An 18,741-nucleotide genomic window follows, 5' to 3' on the forward strand; every position below is an offset into this window, starting at 1 on the left:
TCTTCCCCCGTAGTCCCCCCGTTTCCCCGTGGCCCCCGCCCGGGTCGGTCAGCCGATCAGTCCGTGGCGATGGCGTTCAGCACGTTCATCCGGCCCGCCCTGAACGCCGGTACCAGTGCCGCGATCAAGCCCACGAACGCCGACCCGACGAACACCCCGCCGATCGTGACCCACGGAATCTCCAGCACCTTCAGACCCTCCAGCGCCAGCAGTCGCTGGGCCGTCGCGCCCCAGCCCATTCCCAGGCCCAGGCCGAGCAGTGCGCCGAAGAGGGCGATCACGACCGACTCCAGCCGGATCATCCGGCGCATCTGCAGTCGCGACAGGCCGATCGCCCGCATCAGGCCGATCTCCCGCGTCCGCTCCACCACCGACAGGGCCAGGGTGTTCACCACGCCCAGTACCGCCACGATGATCGCCAGCGCCAGCAGGCCGTAGACCATGTTGAGGAGCTGGCCGATCTGGTCCTTCAGCTCCTGCTTGTAGTCGGCCTGGTTGCGGACGTCGTACTGCGGGTACGGGTCCAGCGCCTTCTTGAGGGCCGCGTACGCCGTTTCCTCCTGGCCCTTCTTCGCCGAGGCGAACATCAGGCTGCTCGGCGGGACCTTGGCGGCCGGCAGGTACTTCTCCATCGTCGCGATGGACAGGTACTGCGAGCCCTTGTCGATCGCCACGTCGTCGTCGGTGATCGCGGCGACCCTGAGTTTCGCCGTCGAGCCGCCCTTGAAGGCGACGGTCATCGTCTCGCCGACCTTCACACCGTGGTCCTTGGCGTACCCGGAGCCCAGCGACATGGCGTCGTTTCCGTACGCGGCACTCAGCGTGCCCGAGACGGTGGTGCGGCGCAGGTCGGAGGCGTACGTCGGGTCGGCGGCCGTCAGTTGGGTCTTCTCGCCCTTGCCGGTGGGCGGGGTCAGGGTGACCTCGACCTCCTTGTAGCGGGTGACGTGGGTCAGGCCGGGCGTGCGCTGCATCGCCTGTTCCGCCTGCGGCACGATCCGCTGGTTGCCCTCGACGATGAAGTCCGCGCCGACCGACGCGTCGAGCTCGCTCGTCGCCGAGGCGACCATCGAGGAGCCGACCACCGACAGACAGGCGACCAGGGCGAGGCCGATCATGAGGGCCGCGCCGGTGGCGCCGGTGCGGCGCGGGTTGCGCAGGGCGTTGCGCTCGGCCAGCCGGCCGACCGGGCCGAAGCCCCGCAGGAGGACGGCGCTGAGCACCCGTACGACACCGCCGGCGAGCAGCGGGCCGATGATCACGAACCCGAGGAGCGAGAGCACGACGCCCGCGCCGAGTACGAGTGAGCCGTCGCTCGCCTTGTCCGCGCTGGCGGCCAGGTAGAGGGCGAAGCCGCCGGCACCCGTCAGGGCGAGGCCGATGAGACCCCGTACGAGGCCCGCCTTGCCGTCGGCCGGGGTTCCGGCGTCGCGCAGGGCGGCCATCGGGGAGACCTTGCCCGCCCGGCGAGCGGGGAGGTAGGCGGCGAGCACGGTGACGACGACGCCGAGGACCAGACCGATCACCGGGGTGGTCACCTTGACGGTGAGGTCGTCGGTGGAGAGGTTCATGCCGGCCATCGCCATCAGCTTCATCAGGCCGATCGCGATGCCGACCCCCGCGGCGACACCGAGGATCGATCCGACGAAGCCGAGCAGCAGTGCCTCCACCAGCACGGACCGGTTGACCTGCTTGCGGGAGGAGCCGATCGCCCGCATCAGGCCGATCTCGCGGGTCCGCTGGGCGACCAGCATCGAGAAGGTGTTGATGATGAGGAAGATGCCGACCAGGAACGCGATTCCGGCGAAGCCGAGCATGGCGTACTTGATGACGTTCATGAACTGGCCGATGCCCTGACGGCTCTCGTCGGAGAACTCCTTCTGCGTCTGCACCTTGAACACACCGTCGGCCGTGAGGGCCTGGGTGACGTTCCGCTTGAGCCGGGTGTCGGTGACACCGTCGGCCGCCGTGACGTTGAGCTGGGTGAACCGCCCGGTGGCGCCGAGGAGTTCGCGCTGTGCGGTGGCGGTGTCGAAGTAGACGACGGCCGCCCCGGGGTTGGTCACCTTGAAGGTGGCGATGCCGACGATCCGCGCCCTGATGTCACCTGTCTGCGCGATGGTGCGCAGCTCGTCGCCCATCTTCAGGTGGTGTTTGTCGGCGGTGTCGGCGTCGACCATCACCTCGGTGGGCCCGCGTGGTGCGTGACCGCTGGTGATCTCCATCGAACGCAGGTCGTTGCGCGTCCAGTTGCCCGCGATGGTCGGAGCGCCGGTGGTGGACCCCATGTTCTCGTTGTCGCTGTTGACGACGGTCACGTTCATCGAACTGACCGCGCCCTCGGCCGACTTGACGCCCTGGGCCTGCTGCGCCTTGGCGAGCACGGAGGCCGGCAGCGACTCGGGCACCCCGTTCTGCGGGGTGTCGTCGCTCTTGGCCGCCTTCGGGGACACCGTGACGTCGGACGACGTGGTCGAGAAGAGCTTGTCGAACGTCGTGTTCATGGTGTCGGTGAAGACGAGCGTCCCGCACACGAACCCCACCGACAGCAGCACGGCCACCGCCGAGAGGGCCATCCGGCCCTTGTGCGCGAAGAAGTTGCGCATCGAGGTCTTCAGCACAGTCATGACGTACGCCCCCGCGCGTCGAAGTCCTTCATGCGGTCGAGGACGCTGTCGGCGGTCGGCCGGAACATCTCGTCGACGATCCGCCCGTCCGCCAGATACAGCACCCGGTCGGCGTACGAGGCGGCCACCGGGTCGTGCGTGACCATCACGATGGTCTGGCCGAGCTCGTCCACCGAGCGGCGCAGGAAGCCCAACACCTCAGCGCCCGCACGGGAGTCGAGGTTTCCGGTCGGCTCGTCACCGAAGATGATCTCGGGGCGTGCCGCCAACGCCCTTGCCACGGCGACACGTTGCTGCTGGCCGCCGGAGAGCTGGTTGGGCCGGTGCTTGAGCCTGTCCTTCAGCCCCACCGTCTCGACGACCTGGGCCAGCCAGCCCTTGTCCGGCTTGCGGCCCGCGATGTCCATGGGGAGCGTGATGTTCTCCAGCGCGCTGAGCGTCGGCAGCAGGTTGAACGCCTGGAAGATGAACCCGATCCGGTCCCGGCGCAGTTGCGTCAGCTTCTTGTCCTTGAGCCCGGTGATCTCGGTGTCGTCGAGGTGGATCTGCCCGGACGTCACGGTGTCGAGACCGGCGAGGCAGTGCATGAGGGTCGACTTGCCGGAGCCCGAGGGGCCCATGATCGCGGTGAACTGTCCCCGCGCGATGTCCACGTCGACCTGGTCCAGGGCGACGACGCGGGTCTCACCGGACCCGTACGCCTTCACGACCTGCCGCGCCCGTGCGGCAACGGCCGTACGCCCTCCAGTGCCCCCGTGCCTGGTGATTGTCACAGCCGATGTCACGGTATGTCTCCTAAGTCGGTCAGTGCCGAAGCGCACTGAATCCCGCCGATGCGGATTCTCATGTGGATGCGTTGCCCTGCGGTACGGCTATGAGTCTGCTGGTCGGACGGGGTCCGGGTCTCTGGTGCCCGGCCCAGTCTTCTGCGGGGGTAAACCCCACCCCCGAGGTTCAGGAACGCCGTCCCCACCGGCGTAAAACCAGGTTAAGGACGGTCGGGGTCCCGTCTCGTCCTCCGTCGGTACGAGCCCTCCCCGAGCCGTAGTAAGGAGGTACCCCTAGGGGCAGTCCACCCGTCGGTGGAGCGGATCTCGGGGTCGCCTCCACCCTCCCGCCACGCGAGGCTCAAGTGGCAGAGTGGTCGACGGCAGATAGATGCAGGGGGAAAGGAACCTGGTGGGCAGCAGCCGCCGTACAGGACCCGCGATACGACGCGACACCGCGCGGCGCGCCGGAACCGAGAAACGAGGGGCCGTCGTCGCGGCCCTGATGCTGTCGATGGCGCTGGCCGCGCTCGACTCCACCATCGTGTCCACCGCCGTACCGCAGATCGTCGGCGACCTCGGCGGCTTCTCCGTCTTCTCCTGGCTGTTCTCGGGCTACCTGCTGGCCGTCACGGTCACCCTCCCGGTGTACGGCAAACTCTCCGACACCTTCGGCCGCAAACCGGTCCTGATAGCGGGCTGCGCCCTGTTCCTCGCCGGCTCGCTCCTCTGCGCCCTGGCCTGGAACATGGGTGCGCTGATCGCGTTCCGGATCATCCAGGGCCTCGGCGGCGGCGCCCTCCAGGGCACGGTCCAGACGCTGGCCGCCGACCTCTACCCACTCGAACAACGCCCCAAGATCCAGGCCAGGTTGTCGACCGTCTGGGCGACCGCCGCAGTCGCGGGACCCGCGGTGGGCGGAGTGCTGGCCGGCTACGCGGGCTGGCGCTGGATCTTCCTCGTCAACCTCCCCGTCGGCGCGGTGGCGATGTGGCTCCTGGCCCGCCACCTCCACGAACCGCGGCGCGACACCTCCGGCACCCGTCCACGCGTCGACTGGGCCGGCGCGCTCACGGTGTTCGCGTGCGGCGGCGTACTCCTGACCGCCCTCGTCCAGGGGGGCGTGGCCTGGCCCTGGCTGTCGTGGCCGTCAACCGCCTTCTTCGGTACGGGACTTGCCCTCGTGCTGCTCGTCGTCGTGATCGAACGCCGGGCGGCGGAGCCGATCATCCCCGGGTGGGTGTGGCGGCGCCCCACGATCGCGGCGGTCAACCTGTCGCTGGGCGCGCTGGGCCTGCTGATGGTGGCCCCGACGGTGTTCCTGCCGACGTACGCCCAGTCGGTGCTTGGCCTGACCCCGATCGCCGCCGGATTCGTGCTGTCCGTATGGACGTTGAGCTGGCCGGTGTCGGCGGCGCTGAGCCAGCACGTGTACCGCAGGATCGGCTTCCGCGACACGGCGCTGCTCGGCATCGGCACGGCGACCCTGATCCTGCTGGCGTTCCCCTTCCTGCCCTATCCGGGCTCGCCCTGGCAGCCCACGCTTCTGATGCTGCTGCTCGGCGGCGCTCTCGGCCTCTTCCAACTCCCGCTGATAGTGGGCGTCCAGTCGACGGTCGGCTGGTCGGAGCGCGGCACGACGACGGCGTCGGTGCTCTTCTGCCGGCAGAGCGGCCAGACGATCGGAGCGGCCCTGTTCGGCGCGGTGGCCAACGGCGTACTGGCGTCCCGGCTGGGCGGCGCGGGCGACCTGGACTCGGTGACCAGGGCACTGGGCGCGAGCGTCACCCCGGAGGCGACCCGGCGGGCCATCGCGGACGCGGTGCACTCGGTGTACTTCGGCGCGGCGGGCGCGGCGGCACTGGCGTTCGTGGTGCTGCTGGTGCTGGCGCCCCGAAGGTTTCCGGTGCTGGAGAGCGACCAGTAGAGGTCGGTAAGGACCAGTAGGGGCCGGAAACGGTTGAGCTGGGCCTCAGCCCCACCAGCCGGAGTCGTCGAAGGCGTTCTTCAGGTCCTCGAACAGGCTGAGGTCGCAGGGGCTCAGGCTGGTCGACTCGGCCGCGCTGACGACGGCGCGCGCGGTCCTGCGCACCACATGCCAGTACTCGAAGCGGTTCTCCTGGTCCATCAGCCTGGCCAGGCCCTCCGTCGGGTAGCTGCCGCCGAACCGGTGGTCGATGTAGGGGACCGAGCGGGTGGCGATGGGTTGTCGCCACTCGTCGATGCCGGCCCAGAGGACGGGCACGATCGCGGAGACACCGTCGCTCTCCGACGCGAACAGCCGACGGCGGCTGAAGGCGTCCCACTCCTTGCCACACCACTCGCTGGCGAAATACTGGCGCGAGTAGAGCGGTACGAAGACCCGGGCGCTGGCGAGGGCGAGTTTGGTCCGCTCCTGCCGGTTCTCGTCGCCGCGCAGCTCCTCCTCGGCGAAGAAGCCCGTACCGGAGACCAGGGCAGGGGTCAGTCGGGAGATCTCGGCGGTCAGATCGCGGAAGAAGCGCCTTTCGCTGCCACCGCCCGCTCCATGAACACAGCTGAGATAGAAATACGGCGGCTGCGGGGCCTCGCGCGTGGGCTGCGGCGCCACCGGCATACGGTCACGGGCGCGGACGCCGGCCGCGAGGTCCGCCAGCAGTCCCGGGGTGACCTCGATCGTCCCCGCCGAACCCCCGGCCGGGTCCGAGGCCGAGTTCGAGGCCGTGGTCAGGGCGCGGGGCCCTCCGGCCATGTCGATCAGCGCGGTCCCGGTGGGCAGGCCGTTCACCGGCGCGGAGCCGGGCCGCAGCCGGATCAGCGGTGCGTCCCGGGTACTCGCCGACGGGGCGTACCACGCCGCGACGAGGCCGGCGTACTCGTCCTCGCGGGGGAGATCGGAGTGTGAGGGAACCAGCCCCGGCACCCTCAGCAGGGTCAGCTGGGGAATTCCGCAGGCTCGGTCCCATCGGAACACCGCCATGTGCGAACGGCCCTGCCAGTGGACCTCGATGGCACCCGGCAGGTCCTCGATCACCGTGGTCAGCACCACCCCGGGCCACGCGACCACCCCGGTGCCGACGAACACACCGTCACGCGCGAGCCAGACGAGGGAATCCCTGAACTCGTCGCCCCCCGCGGCCTCCAGTCGCTTCGTCAGCACCTGCTCGACATGGACGTGGACGGGCCGACGAGCGCCCCTGACAGCCGCCACGGCCTGCCCGAGGTCGCGCGGGTACCTCCCTGTCACCGCCGCCAGATCGGCCAACTCGTCGTCCCGCTCCCACAGTTCTCCGCGTTCGTCGGCGAGTGTCGTGCGCAGGTGGTTCAGAACCTGGAGGGGGCTCAGCTCGCCCACCCTCACCCGCTCGTGCGTACGCCAGAACATGCTGTCCGGCCAGGGCCAGGACGCGTCCGTGTCAGCGGTCACCAGCAGGCTGCCGTAGCCCTCCGGTGGCAACCAGTGCGGAGAGAACTCGGGGGTGACTCCGTCATAGATCAGCAGCCAGCCGGGGTGCTCGCGCAGATACCGGGTGAGGCCGTTCATCCGGCGAGGCGCATCGCCCTCGTCGGGGATCCCCAACTCGGTTGCGAGCGAGGTGAGATCGACCTCGAAGTCCGCTCCGCTGCCGACCCGGATCCAGTAGACGGTGGTGAACCCCGCCGCGCCCAGTAGCTCCCGCACACAGTGGAGGGCCAGCGCCGTCTTGCCCGCACCGGGGGCCCCCTCGATCACACACTCCGCCACCCGGTCGACCGGATAGCTCACGACGGTCGAGGGTGCGCCCCTGCGCAGCACCGCCAGGACATCGGCGGCCTCGGCGCGGGGAATGTACGGCGCCGGCACCGAACCGGCCCAGGGCGGCACCGGGACTTCCGCCCGGGCGTGCTCCGAGCCGTCGCCGGCACCGGAATCCGCAGGTCGCGAACCCCACCGCCGACCGGAGAGCCGTCCCAGCCCCCGCCCCAGCCTGACCGCGAGGCGGGCCCCGACCGACCCCCGCTCCTCATACTCATCCGCCTCAGTCTCAGTCTCAGTCTCGGTCTCGGTCTCGGTCTGTGGCTCTGTCCCTGCCCCTGCCCCTGTTCCTGTTCCTACCCCTGCCCGCGCTTCTGCGGCGCCCGTACTCCCGCCCGTCGGCGTACCCCCCGCCGCCGCACTCCCCGCCAACTGATCCGTCAGCCACCGGTAGTCACCCCCCGCCCCACCGATGACCGCCAGCGCGACCTCGGCGAACGCCCGGCTGTCCTCGGGGAGTTCGAGGCCGTCCAGTACCGCGCCCCCGGCCCCGCCCTCCCCCGCCGCCATCAGCGCGGCGAAGTCGGTCACACCGCCCAGGGTCGCCGCCACCCGCTCGCTCACGCCCTCGGTCACCTGCCGCAGCACCCGCAGGGACTCCGTGCGGGTCATCCGGGCCAGCAGCGCGTCCCGTACGCCGTCCCGGAAGTCGTACACCACCGAGTCGGGGTTCTCACCCGGTTCCACCGGGGTACGACGGACCAGGAGCCCGGAGAGGAACAGCTCCGCGAGGTGCATCGGGGTGGACGCCGGAAGCAGGGCGCGCTGGACCAGGCGCATCACGGGCAGGCTGAGCGGGGCGGCGGAAAGCAGCCGCAGGAGGCGGAAGGCGTCCGGGGAGTAGCCCGCCTCGAACCGTTCGATCCACTTGGCCGGGGTGTCGGGCTCGTCGGCCGGGGTGGCGCGTACCGGCCGGTCCACGACCGTCAGCGCGGTCGCGCGCAGGGGCGTCCAGTCGCTCGTGCGGCCGGAGACCAGCCGGGCCCACGGGCTGAGCCACGGCTCCGAAACCTCCAGTACCGGCATCCAGTCGACCCGGGCCCGGTCGGCCATGCCCGCTCGGCCTCGTGCGATCCCGGGCAGCGGAGCGGACGAGACCGCCTCGATCGTCGCCCGGGGCGCCGCCGATCCCCGGGCCCGGACGGCCGCCGTACGCAGCGCCGTACGGTGCCACAGACGGCTCGGCAGGACCTGGAGCGCGGCCACGGGGCGTTGCCCGGACCAGCGGGCCAGCGTGCTGGGCAGTTCGGCGCCGTACCAGGACGGGCCGACGCCGTCCGTCAGGACCAGCACGACCCGGCGTCCGGTGGGGTCGTACAGAACCTCACCCCAGCGCCGGGTGGTGGACGGCGCCTGCGGGCCGCGCCGGAAGGGGGCCAGCCTCGGCTCCGGACCGTCCGTGTGCAGCGCCCAGGCGCGTACGTCGGCGAAGGTGCCGTGCCGTTCGAGCAGGGTGCGCAGTTCCCCGGCGAGCCGGTGCCAGACGGTCATCGTCGTGCCGACGTCGACCAACAGGTCCACGGAGAACCGGCGTTCGGTGGCCGGGCGCAGCACCGGCAGCAGCAGTCCCGTGTCGCCGGAGGCGGCTGCGGTGGCCGGGACGTCGAGGGTGCGGGCATGGGCCGAGGGGACCGTCTGGCGCAGCGGGCGCAGTGCGCGGGTCAGGGACAGTACGTCGGGGAGCGCGGCCGGTTGGGCGACGCGGATGGCGTAGGCGCCGCCGGGTGCGGACGGGACACCGCGCGGCCCGCCGGGCAGGTGAAGCCGGGCGGCGGGGATTTGCGGGGAGGCGGCCCCCCGGCCGGAGCCGGGAGGCCACTCAGGGTTCGACATGGCCGAGGCCGAGGAAGAGGCGGCGGATGCGGGGGATGCGTCGGAGGCCGATGGGGTTGGAGCGGCGGCGGCCGTCGTGGAACCCCGGCCCGGTCCCACGGACGACACGGACGACATGGGTGACTCAGTCGACACCGGCGACTCGGGCGACTCTCCCGGCCGGCCCTCCGGGGTGAGGCCGCTGAGCTGGGCGATCCACAGCACGTCGAGCACGTCGCAGGCGTCCAGTACGTCCGGCGCGGCGCCCGCTCCGGCTCCCGCACCCGGGTCCGAGCCGCCGGCCGGCCCCAGGGCACCGGCGGCGAGCAGTCGGCCGAGTTCCTCGCGCAGGACACCGTCGGCGCCCTCCGCCCGCGAGCCGCCGCCCGGCACGGCCGTCCCCGCCTGGGGTAAGGCGCCCGGTCCCCGGCCCGCCCTCGGCGCACCCCGCGCCGCCCCGCCCGCGAAGCCTCGCGCCATGTCCCTCGGCACGGCAGCCCCTCAGCCCTGGTCCAGCGGACGCATCAGATGGTCGCGCACCAGGCTCTGGCCGACCTCCCCGTCCCCCAGGCCCCGTTCCGCCATCAGCAGCGCGTTCAGTAGCTGGTCGTTGGCGAGCGGCCCCAACTCCCGTTGCCTGGTGAGGAACTCGGAGATGAGCCGAGCCCGGGTCGCCGCCCGCCCGGAAGCATCGGATCCCGAACGACCTGAACGGCCCGAACCTCCCGGATCTCCCTGACCTCCCGGCCCTTCCGCTTCCCCTGCCTCACCCGGGTCTTCCAGCCGACCGAGGTGGGCGGCGACGATGCCGGCCAGCCGATCCACGTCCGCCGCGCCGATCTCCAGGCGGATGCAGCGCCGTAGGAAAGCCATCGGGAACTCGCGTTCCTCGTTACTGGTCAGCACCACCAACGGGAACTCCGCGCAGGCCACTTCACCCCCGTCGACCTCGGCGAGCCGGCGGTCGGCCGTCTTCACCGTCTGTCCGCCCGGCCCCAGTCGGGCCAGTTCGGGGATGACGAACTCGCCCTCCTCGAAGACGTTCAGCAGATCGTTGGGGAAGTCCATGTCACCCTTGTCGATCTCGTCGATCAGCAGGACCCGGGGACGCGCCCAGGGCAGCAGCGCCGTGCCCAGCGGGCCGAGCCACAGGTACTTGCCGATGTCCGGCGGTTCCGGGACCGGGGCGTCACGGCCCGCGAGGGCACCCGCGTTGCGCAGACCGGCGTCGTACAGCCGGCCGACGGCGTCGTACTCGTACAGGCCGTCCTTGAGGGTGGAGCGGCTGGTGACGGCCCAGCGCAGGACCGGGCCGAGTTTCAGCTCGTGAGCGACGGCGTAGGCGAGGGTGGACTTCCCGGTGCCCGGCTTACCGGTGAGCAGGAGCGGACGGCGCAGATGCAGGGCGAGGTTGACGAGGTGGATCTCCTTGTCGGCCGCCTGGTACGCCGCTCCCTGCCCGGTCCGGCCGAGGTGGCGCCGTACGGTGTCCCGGTCCGGTTGGGACGGCGGCTCGGGCAGACTGCCGGGGTCGGCACCTCCGTAGCGGAAAGCCCGCCAGGGAGGCGCCGGGGGCAGCCGACGGATACCGTCGTGCGGGGTGCCGACGCCCTGGTAGACCCACCAGTCCTGGCTGTCCGGCCGCTGTGTCATGGCGCTCCTTCGCCGGCCCCGCGGGTGCCGGACATCTGGTGGTCCTGATCGCTGTGGACACAGTTCGGGTCGTCCCACAGCAGGGTGACCTGACGTCGTACGTCCATGTCGTCGTACCGGCTGCGTTTGCGGCCCTGGTGCACGCTGTGCGGCAGGTCGGCCAGCAGGGCGGGCGGTGCGGTCCTGCGCAGCGCGTCGAGCAGCAGACCGGGATCGCCCGGGTCCCGGCGCCACACCATGGCGGGGATGCCGTACGCCACCAGGGCTTCGCACACCGCCTCCTGGAGGAGGGGATCCTGGTCGCCGTAGGGGGCGGCCAGGCCCAGACAGGCCATGTCGGCGTTCTCCATCAGCCAGTCCTCGATGTCCGCGAGGGCCGACAGCTGGAGGGGCGGGTACTTGCCGACCGGCCAACTGAACTGCGGATCGGGTGAGTTCTCGCCGCCCGACTGGCCCGTCCCGGCGCCGACGCCCATCCATCCGATGCGCTTCAGCGCGTCGCCACGGGGGCAGTCCCGGTCGAGCGCCTTCCAGCGGATGATCCAGTCGTCGTGGAGCGCGGGGTCCTGGTAGCGGGCCAGGGACCGGACGACGACCTGGGCGTTGAAACCGATCTGCGCCCTGGGCGAGGTCGACCACGCGTCGGCGGGATACCCGAGCAGCGAGTGCGGCAGCAGGAACTCCACCCGCTTGCTCCCGCCCCGGGCCGCGAACCAGGGCTCGCTCCAGCCGGCCACGAACTCCTGTCCCCGGCGGTCGAGTTCGTCGCCGGTGAACAGTCCGGGCCCGGCCCGTGAGCTCTGGAAGACGGGCCGGTCGTCGCCGGTGCGCACGTAGTGGAAGCCGCGCAACGAGTAGTGACGCCGATGGAAGGGGAGGTCGCCGGGCGGGTCCCCCTCCTCCTCCACCCGTATCTGGATGATGGTCTGGAGCTGCGACTCGTCGCCCGCCGCACGGACGCGGGCCCGGTCCGGCCCCAGGACGCCGACCAAGGCGTCGACCAGGCTGCTCCTCGTCGCCGTGCCGCCGGCCTCCACGAGCATCAGCTGAAGGAAGTCCAGCAGGTCGGCTCGCGGGCCGCCCGGTTCGCCCACGGCACGCCGTGCGTCGAAGAGCTCCTGAAGCACCCTCGGCAGGGTGAAGGCGAACACGCCGTCACCCAGCGGCCGATCGCCGCCGCGCCGCTCGGACAGGTACTGGGCCACCACCCTTCCGCCGAACTCCGGCGTGCAGCAGCGCAGTTCAGTGACGAGGTCGATCATCTGACGACGAGGCAGCGGGCCGTCCACGGTGAGCACGGTGACCGCGAGGTCGAACCAGACGGTACCGACGTCACCGGGCTCGATGTCCTTGAGCACGTCCCGCAGCGACTCCAACGCGCCTTCCGCGCGCCGGGCAGTCTCGATGACGGACCGCAGATGGTCGCGGGCGACCATGGAGTGTGGAGTGTCCTCGCTGAGCCCGTGTCCGGCGTAGCGAAGCAGTTCATCGCGGGCCGCAGGCGTCGACAGCCTCTCGACACCGAGCAGGATCACCGTCAGCAGCTGGTTCTCCTGCCGGTACTCATGCTGCTCCTCATGCTGATTCTCATGCTGATTCTCATGCGGGTTCCCCCGCAGGTTCCCCTGGTCCTGTCGCGGGACCCCGTGCTGGTACTGCCGGGTGGGCGCTGCCGGCGGGTCGGCCTCGTCCCGGGCCGGCCGGCCGAGGCCACGCCGACGCAGAGCGTCGAACACTCACTCCTCCCCGAGGGCCAGACCATGGACGACGAGCAGTTCTCGCACGCCGCGCGTGCCGCTGTCGTCCGGCGCGATCTCCACCAGGGCGAGGTACAGGGCCTTGAGCACGGCATCCCGCAGCAGGGCGGTGCGCTCGACACGGCGGACGAGTGAGCGCAGGTGTGTCCGGGCATCGGCGCTCTCCGCAACGGAGAACGGGTGCCCGAGACCCAGGTTCTCGCCCATCAGACCCAGCAACTCGTGCCGGTCGCCGAGCCGGTGGAGGCCTTCACAGGCAACGAGGCTGTCCAGCAGGACCTTTGGCTCCGGGAACACGAACTCCGCCGAAGCCGACGCAGGAGGCACCACGCCCCGCCCTCCCTCCACGACGCCCACGGCACCCACGGCCGGCGATCCACCCCCCGCACTCACCACGGCCACCTCGTCCCCCTGCCCCCGAGGCGCCGGCCGCACCATCGGCTCCAACTCCGGCACCGTCTCGCACGGTTGCCCCGTCAGCTTCCGCAGCAGCCGGTCGACTCCCGTGACGGTGAGTTCGTCGAGCCGGTAGAAGGTGTCCGTCCACCGGCACAGCCACATGGGCAGATCGTCGGGTGAACCCCCGGGCAGGACAACGGGGATGATCCGGTCGAGGGCGGCATCGTGATCCTCGTACAGCATGTTCCGCAGCAGCCGCGCCTCCCACCGCACACCCAACCCCACACCGGCCGGGGCATCCCCGTCGGCCCTGCGCCGGTACTCCGGCGAGGCGACGACGATCACGTACCGGCTGTCGCGGATGCCGCGCAGCATCCACAGGGCCCAGTCCTGGCGGCTCTCGTCCGCGGGCAGATCCAGCTCGGCGTCGACCCCGCACGAGCGCAGCAGCTGCCACAACTCCCTGACCCGCGCCACGTGTTGCTGACTGTCATGCGCGTACGAAACGAACACCCGCACGGGTGGCACCGGTTCGACACTCATGTGGCATCCCCCTTGCGTCCCCCACACCACCACGAGTGCGTACATCATGGCGCAAGCCCGTCCACCAGGTGGCTCATTGGCCATACTTCACAACTTCGGCCGCCCCCTACTCCGCCGTTGCCCGCCCCGTGAGCGTGGTCAGGCTGCTGCGTACGTGGTCCATGTGGGCCTGTACGTCGTCCCACTCCTGCCCGTGCTCCCGCAGCACGCGTTCCGTCTCGCGGGCGAGGCGCTCCTCCTGGACGCGGGCCTCGGCGAGGATCTCGGCGGCGCGGATCCGGGCGTCCTCCTCGGTGCGCCCGACCGATCCCTCGGCCTCCGCGAAGGCCCGCTCCGCCTCGGACAGCGCGGCCTCGGCAACCGCCACCCGTTCCATGTTCCGCGCCTCCAGGGCGACTTCACGCCCGGCGGCGAGCCGTTCCGCCTCGGCCCACCGCTCGGCGTACTCCTTCTCCTGCTCGGCGAGCAGCCCCGAGGTCCGCAGCCGCATCTCGCGCAACGCGGCCAGCGCCTCCCCCCGGCCCTCCTTGACCTCGCGCCGGGCCCCGATCCGGATCTCGTCGGCCTCCGCGCGGGCGGCGAGCAGCCGGTGCCGGGCACGTTCCTCGGCCTCGGTCCGTACGGTCTCGGCGTCGGCGCCCGCGGCCTCCAGCAGGGCGTCGGCGTGGGCCTCGGCCGCCGCGACCAGCTGCCGCGCCTCGCTCCGCCCCCACTCCCGCACGGCGGTGGCCTCCTCGACGCCCAACTCGAAGAGACGCCGGGCACGTTCACCGAGGGTGTCGTAGGTCTGCGGCTCCAGCGCCGAAACGACCTCCCGCAACCGCTCCGACTCCACGTCCATCTCCCGGGCGAGCACGGTCAGCCGCGCGGCCCGCTCCCAGGCGGCGTCCCGCTCCGCGGAGAGCGCGGCGGCGTACGCGTCGACCTGATCGGGCCGGTATCCGCGCCCCCGTCCGGCCCCGAATCCGGCCACGAAACCGTGCGACATCGCTGCGCCGCTCATCCTGCGACCCCTCTCCGCGTACGACGTAATGATTTCGCGCACATCTTGATGGATCGGGATGAAATGTGCCTAACGCGACACTCCGGGCCGGGTCACGGCCTGCACCAAGAGGAGGGGGCGGGTGGCCGTACGGCCACCCGCCCCCTCCCCGCAGTCCTCAGCGGGTCACAACAACCCGTCCCACATCTGCTCCAGCAGCACCGCCCACCAGCTCTCCGGGGAGCCGAGCGCCGCCGCGTCGAGGGAGGCGAGCTGAGCCTGGAAGTCGACGGTCCAGCGGCCCGCCTGCTCCTGGTTGAGGCCGTAGCGCAGCCGCCACATACGGCCGAGCAGCGCGAGACAGCGCGTGAACTCGAGCAGCCCCGTGTTCACGAACTGCGGCGGTACGGGCGCTCCGCCCGGCCCCGCCTCCACGGGCACCGCGACGATGTTCGCCGTCCCGTACTGCACACAGATCGCCTTGCCGAAGTCACTGCCCATCACGAGATACGACCCGGCGTCCGACGCCGGCCGCACCCCACGCTCCTGCGCCAGCTCGGCGAGTGTCGGCACCGGCCGCCCCGGCTGGGCCTGGGCCCAGAAGAACGGCCCCATGTCGGTGGGCAACCCGGCGACGACCAGGGTGTGCGCCACGATCGGCGGCACCCCCTGCCTCGACACCGCCGCCTGGTCGAACCGGAACACCCCGGGCCCGAAGGCGCCGGCCAGCTCCTGCGCGGCCCCCTCCGGGGGGATCGGCGGCGCGGGCTGCACGGGCGGAAGCGGCGTACGCACCGGCCCCGGCCGTGCCGGACCATCCGCCACCTGATGCAACTCGCCCTGATGCGCGAGGAGTTGACCCATGCCCTGCTGGCGGCTCGCGTGATCGGTGCCGTAGGGCGCGATGCTTGTGATCCGGGCGTTGGGCCACTGCTCGCGGATCATGCGCGCGCAGTAGGCACCCGGCAGCTCACAGCTCTCCAACTCGGTGTGCAGTTCGAGAACCTGATCCGGCGGAATGCTCATCGCCCGCAGCTCGTGGAAGATCTGCCACTCCGGATGCGGCGTCCCCGGCGCGGACCGCCGGATCACCTGCTGCTCGGACCCGTCGGGCGCCCGGTAGCGGAGCACTGCCTGGTAGCCGGGACCGACCGTGGGCTGCCCGGGCGGGGGGTAGCCGTACGAGGGGGACTGAGGGCCGGCCGGGGCGGCGAGGTTCGGCGCGGGCGGCGGCGGAAACCCGGCGGCGGACGCCGACTGGGGGTGCCCCGCGAAACCGGGCGCCGCCATACCGGGCACAGGCTGGCCACCCGGCGCGGGCATGCCGGGCACCGGACGACCACCGGGAGGCGGGGGCGTCGCACCGGGCGACCCAGGGGGCCGCGGGACGCCGGGAGGCGCGCCAGGGACACCCGGGGCACCGGACCCACCGGGGAAACCGGGAGCACCCGGCGCCCCTGGAGCACCTTGCGCACCTTGCGCACCAGGGGTGGGGGGATAGCCGCCCGGAGCACCGGGAGCACCCTGCCCACCAGGCGCGCCATGGACGCCCTGCGCACCCGGGCTGCCGGGGAAACCGGGAGCGCCGGATGCTCCGGCAGCGCCCGGAGCGCCGGGGAACCCCGGGGCGTTGGGCGGGCCGGGAGGAGCGGGCGCACCGACGGCCGGGGGCGGCGGGGGCATACCGGGGCCGGCGACCGGGGGACCGGCCAGCACGGTCTCCGCATGGTGCACGGCACCCGGGGTCCCAGGAACGCCGGGAGGCTGGGGAGCACCAGGAGCGGACGGCACGCCCCGCGCACCCGAAGCACCCGGCGGCTGGGCAGCCCCGGGATTCCCAGGAGCGCCCGGCGGCCGGGGCACGTTGGCGCCGCCCTGGGGGTCGGCGAACATGGTCGCGGCCTGGTGGACACCGTCGGGAGGAGTCCCCCCGGGCGAGTGCGGAACGCCGGACCGGTTCGAGGCACCAGGGGCACCCGGAACACCGGGCGGACCCGGAGGCAAGGGCGCGCCGGGCGGGTTCGGCGGACCCGGAGGCCGAGGAGCACCGGACACCCCGAGCCGGCCGGACCCACCAGAGGCACCCTGCGCCTGACCCGCACCCGGAACCCCGGGAGCCGCCGGAGGCTGCGGCGCACCGGCCGCGCCCGGCCCACCGGGGCCGGAGAACATCGTCGCGGCCTGGTGAACGCCCCCAGCGGGCGCACCCGGCCGAATCGGTCCGCCGGCCGGAAGGGGGCCACCGACCTCTTCCGCCCGGCCGACGCCTTCGGCGCCTTCAGCGTTGAGGGCCGACACGAACTGCGTGGGCACGTAACCACCGGCGGAGCCGGGTCCCGGCGGCCCAGGAGGCGCAACTCCCGGACGGGCGCCCGGAGTTCCGGGCGCACCCGGCGGAGGCGGGGTGCTCGCGGCCCGGGCACCGCGTGGCGGCGGGGCCTTGCTCGTCGCCGCGTCGGCGATCTCACCGGCGTTGGGAGCGAGCGCCCGCGCCGGAGGGGTGGGCGCACCCGGCGCCCCCTGCGGGTAACCGTACGAGGGCGCACCGGCCCCCTGCGGATACCCGTACCCCGCGGTCGCGGCAAGCCCTGGAGTCGCCGCCCCGTCGAAGGCGTCGCGGTCCTCGTCGCCGAGCGGCGGCGAGAACACGGTCGCGGGCAGGGGCACGGACCGGTCCTCGCCCGCGTCCACACCGGTCGTGTCGGTCCCGGTCCAGGGCGTGGCCCCCGGCGGCACCGAGTCCACCGGCCCCCCGGCCGAGGAGGCCACGGAAACCGACGCCGCCCCACCACCGGAGGTCCGGTCAGGCTGGATCCCCAGCTTGTCCGCCGCCTCCTGCAACCACTCCGGCGGCGTCAGCAGGAACGACGTCTGGTTCAGGTCGACCCGGGCCGGAGGCGCCGGTACCGCGTCCTCGACCGAGGCCGCACGGCCGTACTCCTCCTCGTACCGGCGGATCACCTCGCCGACCGGCAGCGCGGGCCACAGCGTGGCCTCGCCGCTGTCCCGGGCCAGGACCAGCCGCTGCGCGCCCCCGTCCGAACGCGGACCCTCGGCACGGTCCTCCGCCCAGACCACGAACCCGAGCTCGAACTCCCGCACCCGCACCTCCCGGTGCTGGTACGACGGCACATCCCCGTTGACCCATTCCTCGGCGTGCTCCTGCGCCTGCGCGAAAGTCACCATCGGTCAGTCACTCCCCCACCGAAGACACCGAGGACGCGGAAGCCGCCGAAGCCGCCTGGGACCGCACCGGAACCGCACGCGCGAAACCGCCGTCCACCATCAGGTTCGCCACCGTCTCCAGCTCCGGCGGATTACCCGCGAGCCGGGACAGGAACTGGTCGAAGTCGTCACCGCACGGCAGCAGCAACCGCTCCACCCGGTCGGCCGGCGGCCACGTCGGATCGACGTCCCGCGCGTCGTCGTACGCGCAGAACCACACCGAACCGAGCCTCTCACCCCTCACCCGCACAGCCAGCAGACCACCCTGCACGAACCCGACGCACAGATAGTCCTTCGTCAGATGATCACGCAGACACTTGTTGACATACACGAGGTCGTTGACCGCCGCCTCGTCCCGCACCGTGAAGAACGGCTGGTCCACCAGCAGCCCCAGCTCGGCATCGAGCGCCGCGCCCACCGGCGCACACCCGCCCGCCGCCTTCAGGAACGACCGGTACGCCCCCGGCAGCCGGTAGCCGAGATCCTCCTCGACGCCCTGCACCTGCAGCTCGGTCACCGCCACCGCCGACTTCGGCAGCGCGAAATGCGCCGGCCGCGTCTCCTGCAGGGGCCGCGTACCGCGCTTGTGCTGGTCGACGCCAGACGTCGCGATCCCGCCGTGATGCCGCAGCAGCGCCTTCACCTCCACCGGCACGAGCTCCAGCCGCCGCCCACCGGCCACGTGGTGCCAGGTCCAGCCGTGCGGCGTCGCCACCGCCGGAACCGTGTCCCACAGCTCGTGCCCGGACGCGGCCAGCGCCGCGTTCGCCGACACGTAGTCCGTCAACCGCAGTTCGTCGACCCCGAAGCCCTCGGGCGGCTCGGCGATCTCCGCCGCCGCACGCGCGTAGAGCGAGAAGTCGGGATAGCCGCCTTCGTCCACCCGTACCCCACTCGGGTGCCGAGTGGCCCGTACCGGATCCGGGAAGTGCACGACCTGCCCGGCATAGGCCGCGTTCGGCGGCACGACTCGCTGCCCGAGCCGACCTGTCGTCATGGCGGTTGCCCCCTGCGGCGTTTAAAAAGGCCTGTACATCAGTACGACCCGTACGTCTGTCACAACACGTCACGTCACATCACCGCCGTCCCACCCGTCAGCACATCAGTGCGGACAGCAACCCGGACGACGCTGCGGATCGCGGCTGCCCGACAGCCTATGCGGTACGCCGACACCGGTCACCGGCGCCGGTCAACGGCCCCC

At 72.0% G+C, this 18,741-nt stretch carries 10 protein-coding genes; 1 reads left to right on the forward strand and 9 read right to left on the reverse strand.

The genetic code is table 11. From position 1 onward, the window contains the following. Window positions 1-56: 56 nt before the first annotated feature. On the reverse strand, window positions 57-2,627 hold the full coding sequence (locus PV734_RS28570; RefSeq protein WP_319292596.1) for an ABC transporter permease: 2,571 nt from the start codon (window positions 2,625-2,627) through the stop codon (window positions 57-59). Continuing rightward, window positions 2,624-3,412, reverse strand: coding sequence for an ABC transporter ATP-binding protein (locus PV734_RS28575; RefSeq protein WP_307628437.1), 789 nt, complete (start codon window positions 3,410-3,412; stop codon window positions 2,624-2,626). Before PV734_RS28575 ends, PV734_RS28570 begins: the two co-directional genes overlap by 4 nt. A gap of 373 nt (window positions 3,413-3,785) precedes the next feature. Here PV734_RS28575 and PV734_RS28580 point away from each other — a divergent pair, with 373 nt between their 5' ends. Further along, window positions 3,786-5,321, forward strand: a complete 1,536-nt coding sequence (locus tag PV734_RS28580) for an MFS transporter (protein ID WP_415924278.1) — start codon at window positions 3,786-3,788, stop codon at window positions 5,319-5,321. 45 nt (window positions 5,322-5,366) lie between these two features. Here PV734_RS28580 and PV734_RS28585 read toward each other — a convergent pair whose 3' ends face one another. The 7 genes from PV734_RS28585 to PV734_RS28615 all read right to left on the reverse strand — a co-directional run bounded on the left by PV734_RS28585 (window position 5,367) and on the right by PV734_RS28615 (window position 18,537). Beyond that, on the reverse strand, window positions 5,367-9,473 hold the full coding sequence (locus PV734_RS28585; RefSeq protein ID WP_319292597.1) for an SAV_2336 N-terminal domain-related protein: 4,107 nt from the start codon (window positions 9,471-9,473) through the stop codon (window positions 5,367-5,369). A 9-nt stretch (window positions 9,474-9,482) separates the two neighbouring features. Next, the gene (locus tag PV734_RS28590; protein WP_319096742.1) at window positions 9,483-10,634 is read right to left on the reverse strand and encodes a MoxR family ATPase; all 1,152 of its coding nucleotides are present in this window, start codon (window positions 10,632-10,634) and stop codon (window positions 9,483-9,485) included. Further along, on the reverse strand, window positions 10,631-12,370 hold the full coding sequence (locus PV734_RS28595; protein WP_319096741.1) for an effector-associated domain 2-containing protein: 1,740 nt from the start codon (window positions 12,368-12,370) through the stop codon (window positions 10,631-10,633). Before PV734_RS28595 ends, PV734_RS28590 begins: the two co-directional genes overlap by 4 nt. Then, the gene (locus PV734_RS28600) at window positions 12,371-13,333 is read right to left on the reverse strand and encodes a TIR domain-containing protein (protein ID WP_319292598.1); all 963 of its coding nucleotides are present in this window, start codon (window positions 13,331-13,333) and stop codon (window positions 12,371-12,373) included. A 106-nt stretch (window positions 13,334-13,439) separates the two neighbouring features. After that, the gene (locus PV734_RS28605) at window positions 13,440-14,336 is read right to left on the reverse strand and encodes a cellulose-binding protein (RefSeq protein ID WP_319292599.1); all 897 of its coding nucleotides are present in this window, start codon (window positions 14,334-14,336) and stop codon (window positions 13,440-13,442) included. A 165-nt stretch (window positions 14,337-14,501) separates the two neighbouring features. Continuing rightward, window positions 14,502-17,501: an SUKH-4 family immunity protein gene (locus PV734_RS28610; protein WP_319096738.1), complete on the reverse strand. Its 3,000-nt coding sequence runs from the start codon at window positions 17,499-17,501 to the stop codon at window positions 14,502-14,504. Between the two features lie 7 nt (window positions 17,502-17,508). After that, window positions 17,509-18,537: an SMI1/KNR4 family protein gene (locus tag PV734_RS28615; protein WP_319096737.1), complete on the reverse strand. Its 1,029-nt coding sequence runs from the start codon at window positions 18,535-18,537 to the stop codon at window positions 17,509-17,511. Between the last annotated feature and the right edge of the window lie 204 nt (window positions 18,538-18,741).

The organism is Streptomyces sp. AK08-02, from assembly GCF_033795085.1.
Taxonomy (GTDB): domain Bacteria; phylum Actinomycetota; class Actinomycetes; order Streptomycetales; family Streptomycetaceae; genus Streptomyces; species Streptomyces echiniscabiei.

Excerpts from the sequence above, each read along its gene's own strand:
- PV734_RS28570 (WP_319292596.1), bottom strand. The coding sequence starts at position 2,627 with ATGACTGTGCTGAAGACCTCGATGCGCAACTTCTTCGCGCACAAGGGC.
- PV734_RS28580 (WP_415924278.1), top strand. The coding sequence starts at position 3,786 with ATGCAGGGGGAAAGGAACCTGGTGGGCAGCAGCCGCCGTACAGGACCC.
- PV734_RS28590 (WP_319096742.1), bottom strand. The coding sequence starts at position 10,634 with ATGACACAGCGGCCGGACAGCCAGGACTGGTGGGTCTACCAGGGCGTC.
- PV734_RS28600 (WP_319292598.1), bottom strand. The coding sequence starts at position 13,333 with ATGAGTGTCGAACCGGTGCCACCCGTGCGGGTGTTCGTTTCGTACGCG.
- PV734_RS28605 (WP_319292599.1), bottom strand. The coding sequence starts at position 14,336 with ATGAGCGGCGCAGCGATGTCGCACGGTTTCGTGGCCGGATTCGGGGCC.
- PV734_RS28610 (WP_319096738.1), bottom strand. The coding sequence starts at position 17,501 with ATGGTGACTTTCGCGCAGGCGCAGGAGCACGCCGAGGAATGGGTCAAC.
- PV734_RS28615 (WP_319096737.1), bottom strand. The coding sequence starts at position 18,537 with ATGACGACAGGTCGGCTCGGGCAGCGAGTCGTGCCGCCGAACGCGGCC.